16 protein-coding genes and 1 pseudogene are annotated in these 20,442 nt (G+C 31.3%); 10 read left to right on the top strand and 7 right to left on the bottom strand.

Annotation, left to right across the window (positions count from 1 at the left end):
* Together QZ824_RS06275 and QZ824_RS06280 are read left to right on the top strand one after the other, a co-directional pair.
* Window positions 1–309, top strand: a pseudogene (locus QZ824_RS06275) (hypothetical protein); the annotation flags it as partial.
* Between the two features lies 1 nt (window position 310).
* A complete protein-coding gene (locus QZ824_RS06280) occupies window positions 311–1,195 on the top strand; it encodes a hypothetical protein (protein WP_291275167.1) in 885 nt (294 codons plus the stop codon).
* On the opposite strand, the gene QZ824_RS06285 is transcribed toward QZ824_RS06280, so the two are convergent.
* Window positions 1,181–1,957, bottom strand: coding sequence for a hypothetical protein (locus QZ824_RS06285; protein WP_291275168.1), 777 nt, complete (start codon window positions 1,955–1,957; stop codon window positions 1,181–1,183). The genes QZ824_RS06280 and QZ824_RS06285 overlap by 15 nt on opposite strands.
* A 218-nt stretch (window positions 1,958–2,175) precedes the next feature.
* Between QZ824_RS06285 and gcvP the strand changes: the two genes are divergently transcribed.
* The 8 genes from gcvP to QZ824_RS06325 all read left to right on the top strand — a co-directional run bounded on the left by gcvP (window position 2,176) and on the right by QZ824_RS06325 (window position 12,077).
* Entirely contained in the window at window positions 2,176–5,019 is a 2,844-nt protein-coding gene (gene gcvP, locus QZ824_RS06290) for an aminomethyl-transferring glycine dehydrogenase (RefSeq protein WP_291275169.1), read from the top strand.
* 110 nt (window positions 5,020–5,129) lie between these two features.
* On the top strand, window positions 5,130–7,346 hold the full coding sequence (locus QZ824_RS06295; protein ID WP_291275170.1) for a TonB-dependent receptor: 2,217 nt from the start codon (window positions 5,130–5,132) through the stop codon (window positions 7,344–7,346).
* A gap of 89 nt (window positions 7,347–7,435) precedes the next feature.
* On the top strand, window positions 7,436–7,810 hold the full coding sequence (locus QZ824_RS06300) for a group III truncated hemoglobin (protein WP_291275171.1): 375 nt from the start codon (window positions 7,436–7,438) through the stop codon (window positions 7,808–7,810).
* 130 nt (window positions 7,811–7,940) lie between these two features.
* Window positions 7,941–8,999, top strand: a complete 1,059-nt coding sequence (locus tag QZ824_RS06305) for a 3-oxoacyl-ACP synthase III family protein (RefSeq protein ID WP_291275172.1) — start codon at window positions 7,941–7,943, stop codon at window positions 8,997–8,999.
* A 73-nt stretch (window positions 9,000–9,072) separates the two neighbouring features.
* Window positions 9,073–9,597 (top strand): methyltransferase, encoded by a 525-nt coding sequence (locus QZ824_RS06310; protein WP_291275173.1) that lies wholly within the window; start codon window positions 9,073–9,075, stop codon window positions 9,595–9,597.
* Between the two features lie 28 nt (window positions 9,598–9,625).
* Complete coding sequence (locus tag QZ824_RS06315) at window positions 9,626–10,477, top strand: glycosyltransferase family A protein (protein ID WP_291275174.1); 852 nt, start codon at window positions 9,626–9,628, stop codon at window positions 10,475–10,477.
* A gap of 86 nt (window positions 10,478–10,563) precedes the next feature.
* Window positions 10,564–11,310, top strand: coding sequence for an ABC transporter permease (locus QZ824_RS06320; RefSeq protein ID WP_291275175.1), 747 nt, complete (start codon window positions 10,564–10,566; stop codon window positions 11,308–11,310).
* Window positions 11,310–12,077: an ATP-binding cassette domain-containing protein gene (locus tag QZ824_RS06325; protein ID WP_291275176.1), complete on the top strand. Its 768-nt coding sequence runs from the start codon at window positions 11,310–11,312 to the stop codon at window positions 12,075–12,077. The genes QZ824_RS06320 and QZ824_RS06325 overlap by 1 nt, the downstream gene beginning before the upstream one ends.
* Window positions 12,078–12,159: 82 nt before the next feature.
* Here the strand turns inward: QZ824_RS06325 and QZ824_RS06330 are convergent, their stop codons facing one another.
* From QZ824_RS06330 to QZ824_RS06355, 6 genes are all read right to left on the bottom strand, one after another.
* Window positions 12,160–15,645, bottom strand: a complete 3,486-nt coding sequence (locus tag QZ824_RS06330) for a gliding motility-associated C-terminal domain-containing protein (protein WP_291275177.1) — start codon at window positions 15,643–15,645, stop codon at window positions 12,160–12,162.
* Window positions 15,646–15,707: 62 nt separating this feature from the next.
* Window positions 15,708–16,940 (bottom strand): 3-phosphoshikimate 1-carboxyvinyltransferase, encoded by a 1,233-nt coding sequence (gene aroA, locus QZ824_RS06335; protein WP_291275178.1) that lies wholly within the window; start codon window positions 16,938–16,940, stop codon window positions 15,708–15,710.
* Complete coding sequence (locus QZ824_RS06340; protein WP_291275179.1) at window positions 16,937–17,266, bottom strand: multidrug efflux SMR transporter; 330 nt, start codon at window positions 17,264–17,266, stop codon at window positions 16,937–16,939. Before QZ824_RS06340 ends, aroA begins: the two co-directional genes overlap by 4 nt.
* 211 nt (window positions 17,267–17,477) lie before the next feature.
* Complete coding sequence (locus QZ824_RS11740) at window positions 17,478–17,708, bottom strand: four helix bundle protein (RefSeq protein ID WP_366844300.1); 231 nt, start codon at window positions 17,706–17,708, stop codon at window positions 17,478–17,480.
* Between the two features lie 23 nt (window positions 17,709–17,731).
* On the bottom strand, window positions 17,732–18,058 hold the full coding sequence (locus QZ824_RS06350) for a nucleotide pyrophosphohydrolase (protein ID WP_291275180.1): 327 nt from the start codon (window positions 18,056–18,058) through the stop codon (window positions 17,732–17,734).
* Window positions 18,059–18,156: 98 nt separating this feature from the next.
* Window positions 18,157–20,160 carry a DUF3857 domain-containing protein gene (locus QZ824_RS06355; protein ID WP_291275181.1) on the bottom strand — a complete coding sequence of 668 codons (2,004 nt, stop codon included), beginning with the start codon at window positions 20,158–20,160 and terminating at the stop codon, window positions 18,157–18,159.
* Window positions 20,161–20,442 lie beyond the last annotated feature (282 nt).

Genomic DNA, 20,442 nt, shown 5'->3' on the forward strand with positions numbered 1-20,442 from the left:
GACCATATGCTTGATTGGCTTTCTTTGGCTGAGATTCCTACTGATGGTCTCTTTCTAAATGCTGATGCTGGTTTTGATAGTCAAGAACTTCGGCAAATTTGTAAAGACAAAGAAAAAACTGGATTAGCTTATATAGAAAATGGTGGTGAAAAAATAATTCATAGAGAAAACTTCCAGAGAGATTTAAATATAGCAATTAAAGACTACAAAAATTCAATAATTAATAATCAAAAATTTTGCGGTACAGAGGCTATTGAACTAAGAGAAAATTTCAAATCAAAATTTAATCACATTTGTAAAAAATCTTAACATGAAACTACCTGCAATCATTGGTTGGGGTTCCTTAATTTGGAATCCGCAATCACTAAATTATGTAACTGAAATTGGTTGGCTACATCAAGGTCCTGTTTTACCTTTAGAGTTTGCTAGAATTTCCAAAGATGGAAGATTAACTTTAGTAATTACAGAAAATGGCACACTAAACAAAACTTTTTTTAGCTTTTCATCTTTCCACATCTTAAGAGATGCTATAGGAAATTTAGCTGACAGAGAAGGTTGCCCTGAATCTAGCATTGGTTATTTTGACAAAAAAAACAATAAATTTTATCCCGAAAATTTCCTTTTTAAAAATAAAATCATAGATTTTGCAGAAACATTCGAACTAGAGTATGTTATTTGGACCAATCTTTCTGAAAAATGGTATCTCAAAAAAGCTGATGAAAAAACAGTTATTAAACCTGAGCAAAGAGTGGATTATTTGAATCAATTAGATGATACAACAAAACAAAAAGCTAAAGATTATATTTGTTTTACTCCCCAAGAGATCAAAACTAAATACAGATCATTAATTGAAGAAAAATTAGGATGGTACCCAACTCCTTATAATGCAAAAGTAAACAATTACTACGAAAAAGAAGGAGAAGATAAAAAAAATAAAATACTATATTTTTCTAAAATGGTAAGTTATGGACTTTTAAAGTGTTTAACATGTTTTTACTCAGAAAATGTAAATTCATATTCAAGATTTTCAGATGGTTATCAATGTCAAACATGTGGTAAATTTGAAAGTTTTAATCGAAATTCAACATTTTCTAAAAAATGTACTTGCGGAGGGAATTTCGAGCAAGAAAAACCAATTTTTTGCCCGAAATGTAAAAATCATAATTTAACTTTTAAAACTTTAATTTTCCATTAAAACTAAAAATAACAACCACCAAAAAATAGGAATTCCTTCTACCCAAAAACTTGAATAATACCTAGATTTTGTCTCTTTAGAATAGTAAAGAAAAAAAGTTATGGTTACTGAAATAAGTATTTTAAAACTCAATGCAATCCAGTGTATTTGAGGTTGAAGAACATCTATGAGCACCAATATGCTCAATAACAAATAACCTAATTTTTTGGTTTTTTCAACCCCTATCATTTGTGGAACCGTTTGCAAGTGCGGGTCATCCTTTGTAACGTCTATTATTTCAAAGATTAACACCAATACAAAAATCAAAATAAAACGCTGAATAGACAACCAAAACACAGAACTATCGAACGCAATTCGTCCAAAAACAAGAGGAAAGAAAACGGTCATTAATACCCAACAAAAACTTACAATATAAATCTTTACACCTTTCCAGTTTCTAGCATTGCTTTTATTTGGGAAAAAAGGCAACGTATATAGTAAGGTCAAAAACATTGGAAAAACAACAAACAATTGAACATACCAATGAAACTGAAAAAACAAATACAAACAAACTAAAAAAGCAAATAGACTTAAGAGTACAATAAATTTCAATTCAATGCGCCATTTGTTTTGTTGTGTCCTAGCTAACGCATCATATTTCACAAAATTATACCCCACTAACGTACTACAAAACACAAATAATAAACAATAAAAAGAATCCGATATAGCATAAAATCGAACCGTCATTGCAGTTAATGCAAGTGCAGATAAACTAACATGCATACTACTATTAATGTAAAAGTCTAATGTTTTTTTCAAATAAAGCATTAAACAAAATTAATCAATCTGTTAATAACTAGTCTAATTAGTTGAAAAAATCACAAAAAATCCAAATTTAAAAGCAGATTATTACAAGATTAATAATTACATTTGTTTCGCAATTGGGGTGTCCCAATCCATATTTATAAAACACAACTTTCTATAGCTATTTTATTTAGAAAATGAGAACAGATGCATTTGCTTTGAGACATTTAGGTCCGCGTGAAACGGATTTAAATCACATGTTACAAACTATTGGTGTAGACTCTTTAGACCAATTAATTTATGAAACCATTCCAAACGATATTCGTTTGAAAAAAGAATTGGATTTAGCTGCACCCATGACCGAATTTGAATACTTAACTCACATTCAGGAATTAGGTAAAAAAAATAAAGTTTTCAAATCATATATTGGTTTAGGCTATCATCCAACGATTGTACCAGCAGTTATCCAAAGAAATATTTTTGAAAACCCAGGCTGGTATACAGCTTACACACCTTACCAAGCAGAAATTGCACAAGGCCGCTTAGAAGCCATTTTAAATTTTCAAACAATGGTTATTGAATTAACCGGAATGGAAATTGCTAATGCATCACTTTTAGACGAAGGAACAGCTGCTGCAGAAGCCATGGCTTTATTATTTGATGTGAGAACAAGAGAACAAAAGAAAAACAATATAAACAAATTCTTTGTTTCTGAAGAAATTTTACCTCAAACCTTATCTGTATTACAAACACGTGCTACTCCATTAAAAATTGAATTAGTAGTAGGCAACCACGAAACTTTTGATTTTTCAACTGAATATTTCGGAGCAATTTTACAATATCCTGGAAAATACGGTCAAGTTTATGACTATGCTGGATTTATCGCAAAAGCTGCTGAAAACGAAATTAAAGTAGCAGTTGCTGCTGATATTCTATCGTTAGCTAAATTAACATCTCCAGGTGAAATGGGAGCTGCAGTTGTTGTAGGTACTACGCAACGTTTTGGTATTCCAATGGGTTATGGCGGTCCTCACGCAGGATATTTCGCAACGAAAGAAGAATACAAACGTTCAATGCCCGGAAGAATCATCGGTGTTTCTATCGATGCTAACGGAAACCGCGCTTTACGTATGGCATTAGGAACTCGTGAACAACACATCAAACGTGAAAAAGCAACTTCAAACATCTGTACCGCTCAAGTTTTATTGGCGGTTATGGCTGGAATGTACGCTGTATATCATGGTCCAAAAGGATTGAAATATATTGCTAATAAAGTACACGCTTCTGCGGTTACCACTGCTGATGCTTTAAATAAATTGGGTGTTTACCAAACGAATTCAGCTTTCTTCGATACAATTTTAGTTAAAGCCGATGCGAATAAAGTTAAAGCAATTGCTGAAAAACACGAAGTAAATTTCTTCTATCCAGATGCAGAAACGATTTCGATTTCATTTAACGAAACGACTTCAGTTAATGACATTAACCAAATCATTGCCATTTTCGCTGAAGCTACTGGAAAAGAAACTTTTAAAGTGAATCAATTAGCAAATGAAGTAATGGTTCCTGAAAACTTAGTGAGAAAATCAACTTTCTTACAACATGAAGTTTTCAACAACCATCATTCTGAATCGCAATTAATGCGATATATCAAAAAATTAGAGCGTAAAGATTTATCATTAAATCATTCTATGATTTCTTTAGGTTCATGTACTATGAAATTGAATGCTGCAGCTGAAATGCTACCTTTATCAATGGCAAATTGGAACAGTATTCACCCATTTGCTCCTATTGAACAAGCTGAAGGATACCAAATCATGCTTAAAAAATTAGAAGAGCAATTAAATATTATAACTGGTTTCCAAGGGACAACACTTCAACCAAACTCAGGTGCACAAGGAGAATACGCTGGTTTAATGGCGATTAGAGCTTATCACCAATCAAGAGGCGATCATCACAGAAATGTATGTTTGATACCAGCTTCTGCTCACGGAACCAATCCAGCTTCTGCAGCTATGGCAGGAATGGAAATCATCGTTACGAAAACCATGGAAAATGGAAACATCGATGTAGAAGATTTAAGAGCAAAAGCGATCCAACATAAAGATAACTTATCTGCCTTAATGGTAACATATCCATCAACTCACGGCGTTTTTGAAAGTGCTATTATTGAAATCACGAATATCATCCACGAAAATGGTGGTTTAGTATATATGGACGGTGCGAACATGAATGCACAAGTGGGATTAACAAACCCAGCTACTATTGGGGCTGATGTTTGTCACTTAAACTTACACAAAACCTTTGCTATTCCTCACGGTGGTGGTGGACCTGGTGTTGGACCAATTTGTGTGAACGAAAAATTAGTTCCATTCTTACCAACTAATCCAATTATTCCAACAGGAGGAAGTCAAGCTATCACGGCTATTTCTTCAGCTCCTTATGGTTCGGCTTTAGTTTGTTTGATTTCTTACGGTTACATTGTAATGATGGGTGCTGAAGGATTAACAAACGCTACTAAATATGCCATCTTGAATGCTAACTATATGAAAGCACGTTTCGAAGGTCATTATCCAATCTTATATTCAGGAGAAATGGGAAGAGCGGCACACGAAATGATCTTAGATTGTAGAGCTTTTGAAGAAAAAGGTATCAAAGTAACGGATATCGCAAAACGTTTAATGGATTACGGATTCCATGCTCCAACCGTTTCTTTCCCAGTAGCTGGAACTTTAATGGTTGAGCCAACTGAATCAGAAGATTTAGCTGAGTTGGATCGTTTTTGTGATGCACTGATTTCAATTCGTAAAGAAATTGAAGCTTCAACAAAAGAGGAAGAAAACAACATTTTAAGAAATGCGCCCCATACTTTAGCAATGCTTACAGCTAACGAATGGGTTTTCCCTTACACAAGAGAGCAAGCTGCTTATCCATTGGATTACATTGCAGAAAACAAATTCTGGCCAACAGTTCGTCGTATTGATGAAGCTTATGGAGATAGAAACTTAGTTTGTTCTTGTGCTCCAATCGAAGCATATATGTAATAAAAGACAAATAGTAACGAAGAAAGGCTCTGAATATTCAGAGCCTTTTTTGTTAAAAGACTTGTACAAGTTAGCTTTTAAATTTAGTTTCGCTTTTTAGTTTAAAAACAATGAAATTTTACCTATCCGTTTTAGCCACTATCACCTCATTATTCTTGCATAGTCAAGATATTCAAGGAGAAATAAAATCACAAAAAAATACACCCATAGAAAACGCTACCTTATATAATTTGAATAATCACTCCCACATTCATACTGATGAAGAAGGAAAATTCATATTAGAAAACACAAAAATTGGTGATACAATACGAATTAGTAAGTTGGGTTATATAGAAAAAAAAATCACGATACAATCTCAATCGTATTTATCTATTCAATTAGAAAATAAAATTTTCTCAATTGAAGAATTAATTGTACAAAAGAACATAAAATCCTTTCAAACAATTGCTGAAATTGATTTAAAAACCAACCCTGTTAATTCGTCTCAGGAATTATTAAGAAAAGTACCTGGATTATTTATAGGTCAACATGCAGGTGGCGGAAAAGCAGAACAAATTTTCCTTAGAGGCTTTGACATTGACCACGGAACTGACGTGGCTTTAGATGTAGACGGAATGCCCGTAAACATGGTTTCTCATGCACATGGTCAAGGTTATGCCGATTTACATTTTTTAATTCCAGAAACTGTTCAAAAAATCGATTTTGACAAAGGACCTTATTATAGTAATAAAGGAAATTTAGCAACAGCTGGATATGTTTCTTTTCAAACTAAGAAAACACTGGATCACAATCTAATTTCATTAGAAGTTGGTCAATTTAACACTAAAAGAACACTAGGTCTTTTCAATCTGATTAATAATGAAAAACAACAATTTTATGTAGCCTCTGATTATCAAAAAACAGATGGTCCTTTTAGTAGTCCGCAAAACTTTAATCGATTTAATTTTTTTACTAAATACAACTCCAAAATTGACAATCACAACTGGTTTTCTATAGCATTATTTCATTTTAAAAGTAAATGGGATGCTTCTGGTCAAATTCCACAACGAGCAGTTGATTCAGGATTAATTGATAGATTTGGAGCAATAGATGACACCGAAGGAGGCACAACACAACGAAGCGGAGCCATTATCAAGTATGAAAAAGAAATTGACGACAAAACGAATCTTAAAAACACTTTTTACTATTCCTATTATGACTTTGAACTCTTTTCAAATTTCACCTTTTTTTTAAATGACCCCATCAATGGAGACCAAATTAAACAAAAAGAAAAACGGAATACATTAGGTTTTGAAAGCATTTTGAACAAAAAATACAATATTAATAATTTAAAAACGACAGTACAATATGCTGTTGGATTAAGAAATGATGAAACGAAAAACTCAGAACTTTCACATACGCTAAATAGACAAATTACATTAACCCCACTACAATTAGGTAATATTACTGAAACAAATTATTTTAGCTACATAAATGCTGATTTCAATATCGGGAAATGGTTAATCAATCCTAGCATCCGATTGGACTATTTCGAATTTGAATATCAAAATGAATTGGTTTCTAGATATAAAACACAAACCGATTCTAAAACAGTATTTAGTCCCAAAATAAATATCCTATATCAAGTTAATGAACAATTGAATATTTATTCAAAATCAGGACAAGGATTTCATACTAATGACACAAGGGTAATTGTAACTCAAAGTCTAAATAAAACTATTCCAAATGCTTTTGGAACAGATTTAGGAACCAATTGGAAACCTTCTTCAAAAATTTGGTTAAATATGGCTTTTTGGTATCTACATTTAGGACAGGAATTCATTTATGTAGGAGATGAAGCCATAGTGGAATTAGGCGGTAAAACAGAGAGAAAAGGTATAGATTTTGGTTTGCGTTACCAATTTACTAAAAACTTATATTTCAGCACTGATTTCACCTATACCTTAGCTAAAAAATTAGACGCTCCTTCAAATGAAAACTTCATTCCATTAGCACCTAAAGTCACTTGGGTTGGTGGCTTAAATTTTATAAGTGCTAACCATTTTACCATGGCCATAAATAGCAGATATCTAGGAAATAGACCCGCAAATGAAAACAATACGATAATCGCTAAAGGTTATTTTATCACCGATTTTAATTTATCTTATCAATTTGGAAATGGTATTGAGCTTGGTGGTATGATTCAAAACATCTTTAACAGCACTTGGAATGAAACGCAATTTGCAACAGAAAGCCGATTGCAAAATGAAATGAATTCAGTCACTGAAATTCATTTTACTCCAGGCACTCCTTTTAATGGTAAATTTTTCTTAAGATATAAATTTTAAAAATCTAAAATCTAGTTAAAGTTTTTTTATGACAAATGTCACAATAATTAAATTCAATCTTAATTAACTTTGTAATTCAAAAAAAAACTATGCGCGATATTGAAAATAGAGAAGACATTTTACTAATAATGAGAAATTTTTACGAACGATTATTGAAAGATCAATCAATTAATTTCTTTTTTACAAAAGCTACAGATGTAGACCAACATCTAGAGAAACATTTTGAAATTCTTGCTGACTTTTGGGAACAAGGCTTATTTCTAAAAGGTGGCTATAGCAACAATATGTTTCAAATTCACAAAAACATTCATGATAAACACCCTTTTACTCATGAACATTTTGAAATTTGGTTAGACCATTTATATACTTCTATTGATGAAAATTTTGATGGTCTTAACTGTGATGTGATGAAAAAAATGAGTTTAAATATGGCAACCGTTATGCGTATAAAATTTTTTCAATAAATAAGGTTTATAATTAGAATAATATTTTTTTGAGCCTATAATTTTAAATTTTATATAATTCTTCATAAAATAAACAATTCCGTACACTGCTTCAACGTTAAAATAAGTACATTCACAAAAAAATTAAATAATGGGTATTAAAATTACAGGTTCAGGATGCTACATTCCCACCGAAGTAGTAACTAATTTAGATTTTGCAAAACACATTTTCTTAAATGAAGACGGTTCGGATTTTCCTCAATCTAATGAAATTGTAGCTCAAAAATTTTTAGAGATTACCGGAATAGAAGAACGAAGATATGTTACTAACGATTTAAACACTTCAGACATAGCTACCATAGCTGCTCAGTGCGCTATTGAAGATGCCAATATAGATCCAGAATCATTAGATTACATCATTTTTGCACACAACTTTGGAAATGTAAAACACGGTGCTATTCAAACAGATATATTACCTAGTTTGGCCAGTAGAGTAAAATATAATTTAAAAATTAAGAATCCAAAATGTGTGGCTTATGATATTCTTTTTGGATGTCCAGGCTGGGTAGAAGGAGTTATTCAGGCACAAGCATTTATTAAAGCAGGAATGGCTAAAAAATGTTTAGTTATAGGAGCCGAAACGTTGTCAAGAGTAGTTGATAAACACGATAGAGATTCTATGATTTATTCCGATGGGGCTGGCGCCACAATAATTGAACTTACAGATGAAGCTGGTGGTATATTAGCACATGAAACGGCTACATTTTCACATGACGAAGCCTATTATTTATATTTTGGAAATTCATTCAACTCAACACACGACCCAGATATTCGCTATATTAAAATGTATGGAAGAAAAATATATGAATTTGCCCTTAGTAATGTCCCAAAAGCAATGGCTTCTTGCCTTGACAAAAGTGGACTTGATATTACGAAAGTAAAAAAAGTATTAATCCATCAAGCAAATGAAAAAATGGATGAAGCCATTATTCATCGCTTTTTTAAAATATACAAACAAAGCCCTCCTGAATATATAATGCCAATGAGTATTCATAAACTGGGTAACTCAAGTGTTGCTACAGTACCTACTTTGTATGATTTATTAATAAAAGGTAAAATTGAAAACCAACAATTAAACAAAGGAGATGTCATCATTTTCGCGTCAGTTGGAGCTGGAATGAACATCAATGCATTCGTTTATGAAATGTAATTTTTTAGCGTTTATAATTTGTAGTTTAGAGTTAATAGTTACTTTTGCCAAATTAAATTAAATCGGAAGTTCCATGTACGAGAAAACATATCCTAGTAAACGTTTCAATATAACCCTAGAGTTTTTAAAAAAACATATAAAAACTAACGAAACTATTTTCGATTTAGGTGTACCTAATCCTTTTTCAAAAATCATGGTAGATAATAACTACAAAGTTATAAATACTAAAGGCGAAGATGTTGATAATGACCAAACAGCATTACAAAACGAAAACTATGAAGTATTCACTGCATTTGAAATTTTTGAACATTTATTAAATCCCTATACCGTTTTAAAAAATGTAAAAGCAGATAAAGTTTTAATCTCCATTCCTTTACGTTTATGGTTTTCTCCTGCATATAGAAGTAAAACAGATATGTGGGACCGACATTATCATGAATTTGAAGATTGGCAATTGGATTGGTTATTAGAAAAAGCTGGTTTTAAAATTGTTGACCGAGTTAAGTTTACTCATCCAGTAAAAAAATTCGGTTTACGTCCGCTTTTAAGGTGGTTTACTCCTAGATATTATTTGGTTTACGCTGAGCGAACTAAGTAATAAGCAGCAGCTATCAGCTTTTGAGAATATGAAATATTACGTTATCATTCCAGCTTACAATGAAGAAGCTTTTATCGCTTTAACTTTACAATCGTTAGTAGAACAAACTATTTTACCTAATAAATTAGTTGTTGTTAATGATAATTCAACTGACAAAACAGCTGAAATTGTTTTAGAATATGCTTCAAAATATTCATTTATTGAATTAGTCAACAAAAAATCAGACACCATACATTTACCAGGAAGTAAAGTTATTCAAGCATTTTATGAAGGCAAAAAACACTTAGATGACAAGTATGATATCATTGTTAAAATTGATGCCGATTTGATTTTTCCAAATCATTATTTTGAAACCATCATCAACCATTTTCAATCTGATGAAAATATTGGAATGGCTGGTGGATTTTGTTATGTTGAAAAAAACAATGAGTGGGTATTAGAGAGCCTTACAGATAAAGACCACATACGTGGTGCTTTGAAATCCTACAGAAGAGCCGCTTTTGAGCAAATTGGAGGACTACAAGCACAGATGGGCTGGGATACAGTAGATGAATTATTATGTAAATTTTATAATTGGAAAATAGTTACAGATGAACATTTACATGTTAAACATTTAAAACCAACAGGTGCTAGTTACAATCAATCTGCTAGATTTAAACAAGGAGAAGCATTTTACACTTTAGGTTATGGTTTTTTTATAACAGTGATAGCTTCTTTAAAATTAGCCCTAAGAAAAGGAAAACCTTTATTGTTTATTGATTATATTAAGGGATATTGGAAGGCAAAACGTGAAAACAAAAAAATGTTAGTAACCCCTGAACAGGCTCAATTTGTTAGAAAATATCGTTGGCAAAAAATGAAAGAGAAATTATTTCGTTAGTCAATAAAAAAATATTCGATTATTTTCAAATTTTCTTCTAAGCAATTGACATTTTAATTCACTATTTTTGAAGATATTTTTAAATTATGATGCTAGTTCGCTATTTATCGCAAATTGGACGCTATTTCATTATGCTCAAAGATCTACTAAACCGTCCGGTAAAGTTGAGCATAATGAGACAGTTAATATTCAAAGAAATTGACGATTTAGTGATTGATTCACTTGGTATTGTTTGTTTTATTTCATTTTTCGTAGGAGGTGTTGTCGCTATTCAAACTGCACTAAATCTAACCAACCCTTTGATTCCTAAATACTTAATTGGATTTGCCACAAGACAATCCGTTATCTTAGAATTTGCACCAACATTTATTTCTATAATTATGGCAGGTAAAATGGGTTCGTTTATTACTTCAAGTATAGGAACCATGCGTGTAACAGAACAAATTGACGCCTTAGAAGTAATGGGTGTAAACTCATTAAACTACTTGGTTTTTCCTAAAATGATTGCGCTATTATTATATCCTTTTGTAATTGGTATTGCCATGTTTTTAGGGGTATTTGGAGGTTATTTAGCCGGAGTATATGGAGGATTTGCTACTAGCCAACAATTTATAACTGGTTTACAAGAGGACTTTATTCCCTTTCACATTACTTATGCTTTCATCAAAACCTTAGTATTTGCTTTTTTATTGGCAACAATCCCTGCTTTTCACGGTTATTACATGAAAGGTGGTGCGCTTGAAGTAGGAAAAGCAAGTACCGTGTCTTTTGTTTGGACCTCTGTAGTAATTATTTTAATGAATTATATTTTAACCCAAATCATGTTAAGCTAATGATTGAAGTCAATAATATAGAAAAAAGCTTTGGTGAACAAAAAGTACTAAAAGGTATCACTACAAAATTTGAAGCTGGACAAACAAGTTTAGTCATAGGGCAAAGTGGATCAGGAAAAACCGTTTTTTTAAAATCCTTATTAGGAATTCACAATGTTGATAGTGGTGATATTTCATTTGATGGTAGAATTTATGGTCAAATGAATAAAGATGAAAAGCGCGATTTACGAACAGAAATAGGGATGGTTTTTCAAGGGAGTGCTTTATTTGATAGCATGACTGTTGAAGAGAACATTGGATTTCCACTTAAAATGTTTACTAATAAAACACCAAAAGAAATAAAAGAGCGCGTTGATTTTGTAATTGAACGCGTTAATTTAATCAATGCACATCATAAAAAGCCTTCTGAGATTTCGGGAGGAATGCAAAAACGTGTTGCCATTGCTAGAGCCATTGTTAATAATCCAAAATACTTATTTTGTGATGAACCAAATTCAGGCTTAGATCCAAAAACCGCTATTGTTATTGACAATTTAATTCAAGAAATTACTAAAGAATATAATATTACCACCGTTATTAACACTCATGACATGAATTCGGTAATGGAAATCGGAGAAAAAATCGTGTTCTTAAAAAATGGTTTATTAGCATGGGAAGGCTCCAACAAGCAAATATTTAAAACCGATAATGCCGCAGTTACTGATTTTGTATATTCTAGTGAATTATTCAAGCGCGTTCGAAAAATGTATTTAGAAGACGACAAATAATTCATGGGCTTTAAATAAAAGAACAACAAAATATAGTGTAAAACAAATTATCTTTTAATCTATTATTCAATTAAAAGATAACCTATCGCTGTAAATAGACCCAACCTGTTTTAGACTCACCTGATTTTAAAACCACTACATAATAATAGGTCCCCGCAGGAAGTAAATTCCCTTTAAAATCTTGACCATACCATTCTTTTTTATAGTCAGACTGAGAAAAAATTTCTCTACCATATCTGTTGAAAATTTTTAAATTCTCAACTTCAAAAGCACTTAAATCAAAATAGTCATTTGAATTATCTCCATTAGGAGAAATACCTTTAGGTATACTACAAGCTAAACTAGTAACCATAATTTGATCATTAGTACTACACGCCACATCTTGAACTACAACTGAATATAACCCAACAGACTCATTGTTAATTTGAATAGGATTCATATTACTTATAAATCCATTTGGTCCAGTCCAAATATAATTTACATGTGATGGATTAAAAGAATCATTCAATGGAATAACTTGTAATGTTTTATAATTATTTACGCATAAAGAATTAATATAAAATTCAGGTACAGGTGAAACAACAACTGAAACTTCAAAAGGATCAGAAATACAAGATCCATTTGATATTACTAATGTATAAGTACCACTCTGATCCACTTGCATAGACAAAATCTCTAAATCGGGTAAAGTTGACAAAAAACTATTAGGCCCAGTCCATTGATAGCTGTAAGATGAATTATTTTGATTAGCTGTGATGGATAAATTTTGTCCATTACACAACTGAACCGTTGGATCTAAATTCGTTATTATTGGTTTTTGTCCTAAATTAATAGTTATAATTGCTTCATCATAGTTAGAACAAAAACCATTTACACGATAGGAAAACTGGTAGGAACCATAAGCTACATTTGTTGCATTCCAATTAGCTCCTACTAAAGTACCTCCTGAATTTGTTAATTCAGTCCACACTCCACTTGTGTCAAAAGTTCCACTCAAATAACTTTGTAAATTAAGTAAACTTTGATTTGTACATAAATTAATAGTATTATCATTTCCTGCATGTGGATTATTTAATGCGTCAGAAAGTGTAAAAGACAATACTCTATTTAAACATGAACTTGGATTTAATGTATTCGTTATTCTCACATAATAAACGCCGTAATCAGCAGGAGTAGTAAAAGGAGTAAAATTCAAACTACTTGATGAACTCAAAATGGTCGTTGTTGCATTATCTTTCCACCACTCATAAGTAAAAAAGGGAAAATTTGGCACTGAAAATGTTCCATTTTGTCCACTACAAAAGCTAGTCGCAGTAATCTGCATTGGAGCTAAATTTGTAATTTCAATTATAGCATTAACAATATTCCCACAAGAATCTTCTACTTGAAAATTGTAAATTCCTGGAGATAAATTTGAAAATGAATTGCTAGTTCCATTATTTATCAAAAACGGCCCACCATTTTTGGTTGTTATTCTATATATCAATGGTGGAATTCCGATAGCATTAACAATAGCCTCTGAATTTCCATTACTACATCCAAATGTTGGTATTGAAATAATCCTTGGACCAGCTAAAATTTCAAAACTATAAATTTCCTTTACACAATCAAAAAATGTCCCATCAGAATTATATATCTTAAAATTCTTTAAAATTCTAAATTGACCCGAAAAGGCTAAATTCAAATTATTTATTATAGGTTGAAGAGATAAAGCGCTTAAAGCATTAGGAGTTGTTCCATTCACATAAAAAATACCCGTTTGTGGATGCGTCCAATTGCCAGAAGCTAAATCATACTTTTGTAGCCAATAAGACGCTGGAGAGGCATCATTACTCAACATATCAAATGCAATATTGAAAGAACCACAATTTCTTTGAATAACCACATTAGGTGCATTTTGGGAATATCCCGTAACGGAAATAACATCAGTTCTTTGTGCTCCACAAATATTTACAGATTGAACTACATAATTACCTTGAGGAACATTTGACAAAAAAAATGAGTTACCTGAAATTACAGATAAATTTTGAGGCAAAGTACCTATATAGTTAGCAGGAGCACTAATTAATACTGCTGTATTAACATCTATATCTGAAACAACTTTTACTGAACCAAATCCTTCATCACAACCTGTTCTTTGAGTTAATGTAAGAGGATTAGGTGTATAGGGTGGAATAATAACATCTAAAGTATAAACAACGCCACAAATGTCTATTATTTTAAAAACATAATTTCCCTGCATTAAACCTGCCATCTCTAAATTATGTGTAATAGGATTTATATAAAAAGTAACATCATAAGGCAAAGAAATTGGAAAACCTGCTGGAGCAGAAGTTATCGATATCGACTGCATTAAAACACCGCTCAAAGTAATCATTAATCTGGCACAACCATCCTTAGATGCACTATAAGTAGGAATTGCATCATTATCCGTTACACTAAAAGTTTTAGTAACGGTTCTACCACATGAATCGGTTACTGAAATCGTATAAATCCCTAATGGAATCGAATTTCCAATAGCACCATATATAGCACCACTTGATGAAAAAGGTCCAGGGTGAGAAGAATTATAATTTAAAGGGTTAAAACCAGTAGGATATGAAATAAAATTAATTGTATAAGGTGCTATAAAAAAAGAAGGTGAAATTTCTATTTGTTTGTTAGAACAATCCAATTTATTTACAATAACAGTTGCGTCAAATTTCCTATTAACGGGATTATTATTTAAAGTATACACATTTCCGCAGGCATCTGTCGCTACGAGATTATAGTAATACTGCTGAGCATTGTAAAATGGAATTACTTGCTCTATAACATTTCCGCTATTAACCGTTTGATTAATGACTGTTGGTGTGCCACCTCCTGGAGGAAAAACAGTATATTGAAAATGTAATGGATAAGCAATGACATTGCCTAATGAAGATGAAAAATAATTGGATACTTTAATAGCATTACAACTCACTAATGGCTGAACTACTGTTCCAAAATTAAGATTTAATCCAGGAGTAGATGGTAATAAAGTATAGGTTTGAACCATAGTATTACCACAGACATCTGTTACCATTATTTGATATTGACCTGAAGGTAAATTATTAAATTCGTTTGAATTTTGGGCATTTGTCGTTACTGGTCCAGAGACAATTTGATACGTAGCTGGATTACCGGTATTTACATTAATAGTTAACACCCCTTGATTTCCACAAATAGGTCTAATTCCAGAAATAGTATAGGATAAATTTTGAATAGCATTTGTAATAGTGACATTTTGCTGTTGCGAACCAGAATTAGCCCCCAAAGTTTGAGTAGCTGTTACCTGATAACTCCCCGAATTTAATCCTGTTAACGTAGTATTATTTGTTACAGCTATAGGTGTTGTTGTATTAGGTAGTAAAAACACCGCATAGGTAAAAGTAGCACCTGAAACCGTATTATTAACTGTGAAATTTAAGCCTCCATTTCCTTGACAAGTTTCATTTGTTGCTGTTACTTGAAACGTAAAATTAGATAACTGCGCATAAAAAAATTGGCAAAAAAAGAAAAAAAAGAAAAGGGCACCCCTAAATAACATATTATTTTTTTTATAGTTTAGCCCGCAAAATAAGAAATATTTTTCTGCAATTAACTAAAAACCTATAATTTAACACCTACAACTCTTAAATCATCCCAAAAATTAGGGTATGATTTACTAACAACCTCTGCTTCTTGAATTTCAATAGGCACTCTTAAAGCCAAAGGAGCGAAAGCCATAGCCATGCGATGATCTTGATAAGTAACGATTGATTTATCAGATTTTATTTTACTAGCCTTTTCTAAATGAAATGAATCATTTGTTATAAAAACTGAGGCTCCTAACTTTGTAAGTTCATTCTTCAATGCTTCAAGCCTATCTGTCTCTTTAATTTTTAGCGTATGAAGTCCAAACAAACTACAACCAATGCCAAGTCCAAAGCAAGTTACCGCAATAGTTTGAGCAATATCAGGCGCATTAACCAATTGATAATCAACTGCTGCTATTACACTCTTTTTTACTTTAGTAATTGTGATGAAATTATTCTTATTAAAAATGGTTTCTACTCCAAAATCCTTATAGATTTCAACTAAAATAGAATCACCTTGTAAACTACTCTCTTTAAAATTTGAAAGCGTTACTTGCGAACCAATTCTAGAAAGCGCAATTAATGAATACCAATAAGAAGCAGAACTCCAATCTGATTCAATGCTAATTTTTGACGTAGAAATAGATTTACACGGACTAACTTTAATTTTATTTCCAATAAAAGAAGTTTGTATACCAATCTCATTGAGTAAAGCTAAAGTCATTTTAATATAAGAGCCAGACGTTATTTCACCCTCTAAAGTTAACTCAAGTCCATTTTCTAACTTTGGAGCAATTAATAACAGGGCGGAAATATATTGACTACTCACATTTGCAGAAATTGTCACCGAACTTTTAAAATCTTTTTTTCCTTTAATTCGAATTGGAGGAAAACCTTCCTTTTCTTCATAAATAATTTCAGCTCCTAATCTATTTAAAGCATCAACTAAAATTTTAACAGGTCGTTCTTGCATTCTTTTTGAACCTGTTAAAACTACTTCTTTACCTTCTTGAATAGCAAAGAATGCAGTTAAAAAACGCATGGCAGTCCCTGCATGATGTACATCAATGTGCTGAAAATTAGTTGAAAATTGAAAGTCTTGCAATGCTTTTTGCATTATTTCAGAATCATCCGAATTAGAAGCATTTTCAATTTGTAGCTCTGGAAACAATGCTTGCAATAATAAAGCCCTATTCGTTTCAGACTTACTTCCTGAAATAGAAATCGAGGCAAATTGCAATTCTGATTTATCCAATTTTAAATTCATGTGTTGGATACAAATTTAAGACCAACAATAGAGGCAATTAATGTGACTAAGAAAAAAATGCGCGAAAAAGTAGCGGGTTCATTAAACAAAAAAATACCTACTAAAACACTTCCAACCGCTCCTATACCTGTCCATACGGCATAAGCTGTACCAATAGGAACTTCTCTTGTCGCTTTTACTAATAAAACCATACTAATAGTCAAGCAAACAAAAAAACCTGCATACCAGAAATACATGTTAAGGCCTGTAGATCCTTTTGCCTTTCCTAAACAAGTAGCAAAAGCAACTTCAAAACAACCAGCAATAATTAATAAAACCCAGTTCATTTTTTTAATGGTAATTTGTTAATTATGAATGGTAAATTATATTTTTTTCAATTCAAAATTAACCATTTATAATTTATAATTATTTCTTCCCTATTCTTTGTTTTGTAGTAATAATTATTGAAGCTAAAATTTTATTTATTTCAACAACATCATTTTTCAATGATTGAAATTGTGTTTCATTAAGATATGCTGACTGAAACAAAAGTTCTAACTAATAATCTGTTTCATTTGCTTCTTTTTGAGCAATGTCAAGTTTTTGAATAAAATCTAATCTACTTTCTGCTTGCTCTGCTTCACGAACCAAAGCACCAATAACCGTTCCACTTCTTAGAAGTTGTTTACTTAGAAGATATTCCTTCTTCTCCTGATTCAGAAACTGATATAATTTAACTACTCGTATTGCAAAATTAAATGATTTACTTTTAATAACATTATCCCACACAATTCATCATTCACAACTCACCATTATTTAAGTTTCTCGTTATTATGATGGCGATCATGATCTCTTTGAGTCTTTAAATCCATTTTTTTATCAAATGCCGCCTGTAAATCCACTCCTGTTTGATTAGCTAAACATAAAACTACAAAAACTACATCTGCTAATTCTTCCCCTAAATCCTTGTTTTTATCACTCTCTTTTTCTGATTGTTCTCCATATCTTCTTGCAATAATACGTGCTACTTCACCTACTTCTTCTGTAAGTTGAGCCATATTAGTTAATTCATTAAAATAGCGAACCCCATGTTCTTTGATCCAATTATCAACTTCTTGTTGTGCATTTTTAATATTCATATTTATTATTTTAACTCTCACAAAGGTAATAAACAAAGAATAAGTTCATATAAAAACAAACTTTATTAATAAATGAAATGATCTTAGAAGTAACTCAATTAAAGTTTTTTTAGGATTATTTTTTCATTCATTTTTAAAGTAACTTGATTAAAAAACTCTTTTAAATCAGGATAATATTCTGCGTCAATAAATGGAGCGTTTACTCTAAAGTTACAAACAATTTGAATATGATTATCTGTATTTCCTATCAAAAAAGAAAAACTACCTATGTTATCTATAGTTTTAACATTTAATTCTGAAGGGATAGACTCTACTACATAACCATCTGGTATATAGTAATTTATCGTATAAGAATCCGCAAAAGGACTTATAAAATCAATTGGATACTCCCTTTTATCATGTTTAAAAGGATTTTCATCCATACCAAAATGAAGTAATGGTTTAAAATATATTTTCCCACCAATTAACTCACTTGCCCCGGTGTGCCTAACTTTATAATCTATAATAACAGGCTGAAAAACATCTCTCTTATTTTGAATTACATAATCTGAAATCTCAATACCATTATTATTCTTTTCATACTTTTCAATATAACTTTCATCAGTCAAATTTGCATTATTATTTCTAAAAACATAAGCTGCTCTCTCAAAATACTTCTCATTAATCGTCCCTGATATCAAACCTTCTGTGTCTACAGTTGCATTAATCAGATAAGTTTCTTTAGCATGCTTTTTTGGTGCTAAATTAATTTCGGAGGAAGATCCATTATTTCTAACAATTCTACCTATATAATTTAATGCCCTTGTTGGTAAAATATCAATTGATGCATTAGAATCAGTTGCATCGAGAAGTAGAACATCGTTATCTACTTCAATTCCGCAGATTACGTAGTTAAAGGCCGTATTACTAGGAAATAAATTAAAAGGCTTTTCTCTTGTTGTTAACACAACAGGATTGGCATCAATACCAGCTTTTCTCAACATTGAAATTAAAATTAAATTAATCTCAGCCACATTACCCACTTTTTCTGCATATGCTTTCTTTACACCTGCTTCTGTATAAATACCTGTATAGCCATTCCACTTCATTCTTTCTTGAACAAATTTAAAAATCACATTTATTTTATCACTATCAGGCTTATTTGCTAAGATGCTCTTCAAATCATCTTCAAAATAACTTTCTTTTCCTAACTGACCACCAAATTCGTTACTCTCGTAAACTCTTTTTACTACATCTTCCCAAGAAGTAGAGACTAACTCCATGGGGCTGTCTTTATATTGTATTGAACTCAATTCAAATTCAACACTTGAAATGTAATTTTTTAAATTGTTGGAAAAAGGCTCTTGTTTTAAAGCTGGAACATGCTCTAAAACTGATTTCGTAATCAATTCATTATAAACAAATTCATTATAATCATATTTAGTTGAGGCTGCTGAACTCAAAGTGGCCACTGTTCTTGTTTTGCCAACATGAGTTACTCTTTTTTCTTTTTTTTCATTTGTCAATTTTGGAGTTAAAAAACCTCTGTAATAACTTTTGAAAATCAAACTTTCTGGAATTTGAACTGTAAATTCTGAGTAATTCACAGGGACAACATATTGAAAATACCAAGGATTCAATTTAGAAAAATATGGTGATTCAATAACATATTTATACTCAATAATTGACCCTTCTTTTACATTAGGCATTGTAATTTTTTTTGTGGACCAATATTTACTATTGATTTCTTTAAATTCACCATCACCATTTAATTTTGTTTTTTCAATTTTACCATTTACTAAATTATAAGTAACTGCTTTTGAAAATTGTACATTTTCATCTTCTACACCACCAATATAGAAGCTAACTTCTTTATTTCCCCATTCATATCCTTCTTTTTTATATATTTTAATTTTTGTTTCAACTTCAGTAAATAACTTTAATTCTCCTGAATTTGAATACTCAATATACGATTTGCCTTTTTCAAAAAGAACAGCAGCCACTGCACTAGTATCCAATGGATGCCTTTTTTCTTTTAATTCATCTAAAGTAACTTTACCCAATTCATAATTCTGAGATAAACACAGGATAGGTAAGATAAAAGCTAAAAAATTTTTTTTCATTTTTTTTATTTTTTTTGAATCATTATTTTCATTTTGTCAAAACGACAAATTTTTTCATAAAACAATCTAAAAGGTTCATAATCATTTTTTTCATAGCAACCGATCCTGTTTTATTCGGCCATGAGACAGATAGACGTTATAATAGCTCATTAATCGACTACGCGGCTTCCAGAGTACAGACATATTCCTGTACGATCATCATGTTAGCAGCGGATATTATCTTTTTACTAGAAGTTTGTCACAAGACTATGGCTATATTAGAAATACTTGAATTCCCCGATC

Source organism: Flavobacterium sp. (assembly GCF_021151785.1).
Classification (GTDB): Bacteria; Bacteroidota; Bacteroidia; order Flavobacteriales; family Flavobacteriaceae; genus Flavobacterium.

What these genes read in the sequence shown, in the direction of transcription:
- QZ824_RS06280 (WP_291275167.1), top strand. Translation starts at nt 311, where the DNA reads ATGAAACTACCTGCAATCATTGGTTGGGGTTCCTTAATTTGGAATCCG.
- QZ824_RS06285 (WP_291275168.1), bottom strand. Translation starts at nt 1,957, where the DNA reads ATGCATGTTAGTTTATCTGCACTTGCATTAACTGCAATGACGGTTCGA.
- gcvP (WP_291275169.1), top strand. Translation starts at nt 2,176, where the DNA reads ATGAGAACAGATGCATTTGCTTTGAGACATTTAGGTCCGCGTGAAACG.
- QZ824_RS06295 (WP_291275170.1), top strand. Translation starts at nt 5,130, where the DNA reads ATGAAATTTTACCTATCCGTTTTAGCCACTATCACCTCATTATTCTTG.
- QZ824_RS06300 (WP_291275171.1), top strand. Translation starts at nt 7,436, where the DNA reads ATGCGCGATATTGAAAATAGAGAAGACATTTTACTAATAATGAGAAAT.
- QZ824_RS06305 (WP_291275172.1), top strand. Translation starts at nt 7,941, where the DNA reads ATGGGTATTAAAATTACAGGTTCAGGATGCTACATTCCCACCGAAGTA.
- QZ824_RS06310 (WP_291275173.1), top strand. Translation starts at nt 9,073, where the DNA reads ATGTACGAGAAAACATATCCTAGTAAACGTTTCAATATAACCCTAGAG.
- QZ824_RS06315 (WP_291275174.1), top strand. Translation starts at nt 9,626, where the DNA reads ATGAAATATTACGTTATCATTCCAGCTTACAATGAAGAAGCTTTTATC.
- QZ824_RS06320 (WP_291275175.1), top strand. Translation starts at nt 10,564, where the DNA reads ATGATGCTAGTTCGCTATTTATCGCAAATTGGACGCTATTTCATTATG.
- QZ824_RS06325 (WP_291275176.1), top strand. Translation starts at nt 11,310, where the DNA reads ATGATTGAAGTCAATAATATAGAAAAAAGCTTTGGTGAACAAAAAGTA.
- QZ824_RS06330 (WP_291275177.1), bottom strand. Translation starts at nt 15,645, where the DNA reads ATGTTATTTAGGGGTGCCCTTTTCTTTTTTTTCTTTTTTTGCCAATTT.
- aroA (WP_291275178.1), bottom strand. Translation starts at nt 16,940, where the DNA reads ATGAATTTAAAATTGGATAAATCAGAATTGCAATTTGCCTCGATTTCT.
- QZ824_RS06340 (WP_291275179.1), bottom strand. Translation starts at nt 17,266, where the DNA reads ATGAACTGGGTTTTATTAATTATTGCTGGTTGTTTTGAAGTTGCTTTT.
- QZ824_RS06350 (WP_291275180.1), bottom strand. Translation starts at nt 18,058, where the DNA reads ATGAATATTAAAAATGCACAACAAGAAGTTGATAATTGGATCAAAGAA.
- QZ824_RS06355 (WP_291275181.1), bottom strand. Translation starts at nt 20,160, where the DNA reads ATGAAAAAAAATTTTTTAGCTTTTATCTTACCTATCCTGTGTTTATCT.